The 2,186-nt window shown below is 33.3% G+C and carries 2 protein-coding genes; both read left to right on the top strand.

Going from position 1 to position 2,186, the window contains the following annotated elements; all coding sequences use genetic code 11:
- Positions 1-896 (top strand): Lreu_0056 family protein (locus LMC10_RS10215; RefSeq protein ID WP_411377834.1); only part of this gene is annotated, 896 nt, incomplete at its 5' end.
- 137 nt (positions 897-1,033) lie between these two features.
- The coding region (locus LMC10_RS10210) for a KxYKxGKxW signal peptide domain-containing protein (protein ID WP_229269758.1) at positions 1,034-2,186 on the top strand (1,153 nt) is incomplete at its 3' end.

Genomic DNA, 2,186 nt, shown 5'->3' with positions numbered 1-2,186 from the left:
ATGGGGTAATGTATCAAAATCGTTACTACAAGAACTGGGGCAATACTTATTACTTTGGTGCAGATGGTGCCCGCTACACTAACCAATTTTTGACTAAAGATGGCAAGGTATATTACTTCGATAACGATGGGGTAATGTATCAAAATCGTTACTACAAGAACTGGGGCAATACTTATTACTTTGGTGCAGATGGTGCCCGCTACACTAACCAATTTTTGACTAAAGATGGCAAGGTATATTACTTTGATAACGATGGGGTAATGTATCAAAATCGTTACTACAAGAACTGGGGCAATACTTATTACTTTGGTGCAGATGGTGCCCGCTACACCAACCAATTCTTAGATAAAGATGATTCTAATACTCATATTCATTATTTTGATAGTGAAGGTCGGATGTTAGTCAATCAATGGCTTATGTATGAAGGAAGTACAATTTATTTTGATGAAAATGGATATCCCGTAACTGGTAAACAAGATATTAATGGACAAATTTATCTTTTTAATGAAGATGGAGCATTAATTCCAAATGGTATTAATAGAGTAAATTATACTCAATATCTTGGAACACTAGTCGGTCTATATCAGAATGCTGATTGGTTCAAGGATTGTTTGAGTAACCATACGATGTATTATGGAAAAGTTACATCGGGCGTAAATGATGGCTACAGTTTCATTACTGCTAAGGGTGACCCAACAAGTTGGTTCTACTTTAAGGAAATTCAAGACGGGCAGGTGCTTATTAAATATGTAGATCCAACTACAGCTACTGATGTTGCTCATTCGAAATTTGTTGAGAAAGCTATTCCACTGAAGGAACTTACCGCTATTTACAATAATGAACAAAACGAAACTTTGATCAATGATTATGCTAATAAGTTAGTTGCTTATAAATAAAATAATTGTTAATAATAAAGTGGTATTATACATAATTTGAAAATGTATAGTACCGCTTTTTTATTAAGTATCTGATTGAAATGATTTAAAAGATGATTTATATTATTTAGGTAAAACGTTATTGAAAGGGAAAAGTCATGGAAATAAAAAAGCATTTTAAATTATATAAAGATGGTAAAAAATGGTGTTGTGCAGCAATCGCAACTACTGCTTTAGGGATAGGACTTACTATTGGTTCGCCTAGTGTTTTAGCTGATGCAGATACTATTACATCTACTTCTGATGCTAATAATTCTTTAGTAAAAAACGATAATACTAGTGATACTAATTCTAATTCGGAGTCAACTTTTACTGACACAAACAAGAATAGTACTAATGAAAAAGCGGTAAATGAGAATAAAAATATAGATTCAAATCAACAGATTAATCAAGAACAAACTGAATCTAATAATAGTGAAGAACAAACAACTCCAGTTAACGTTAAAGCTGAAAATACAGATATTAAAGATAGTATTCCAGAGAAATCAACGCCAAATACTTTTAAAGAGATTAATGGTAGTACCTATTATTATGGTGAAAATGGTAATTTATACCGTAATCAGTTCTATAATAATTGGGGCCATACGTATTACTTTCAAGCCAATGGTGCTAGGTTAGATAATGGATTCTATAATAATTGGAGCCGTACGTATTATTTCGGTTCCGATGGTGCTCGTTGGGATAATCGTTTCTATAATAATTGGGGCCGTACTTACTACTTCCAAAATGATGGTAGTCGATTAGATAATGGATTCTATAATAATTGGGGCCATACTTATTACTTTGGTAATGATGGTGCTCGCTGGGACAACCGTTACATGGTTAAATGGGGTAATGCTTACTATTTTGGTAATGATGGGGCGCTTCTTCAAAACCAGCTTAAAAGCATAAATGGGATTAACTATTGGATTAATAATGAAGGGGTTATTCCATTAAAGAATCAATTCTTAACAGCAAATGAGAACCAATTATTCTACTTTGATGGAAATGGATCATTAGTTGTTAATAAGTTTTATCATAACTGGGGTCACACCTACTACTTTGGTTCCGATGGCGCTCGTTACACCGATCAATTCTTAAATAGAGATGGTAAGGTATACTACTTTGATAATCAAGGAATTATGTACCAAGATCAATATTACAAGAATTGGGGTCACACCTACTACTTTGGTTCCGATGGTGCTCGTTACACCGATCAATTCTTAAATAGAGATGGTAAGGTATACTACTTTGATAATCAAGGAATTATGT

The organism is Limosilactobacillus reuteri subsp. simiae (assembly GCF_020784875.1).
GTDB classification, from domain to species: Bacteria; Bacillota; Bacilli; order Lactobacillales; family Lactobacillaceae; genus Limosilactobacillus; species Limosilactobacillus reuteri_H.
Note: the sequence above shows the minus strand (reverse complement) of the source record. Positions and strands in the feature narration are given on the sequence as shown.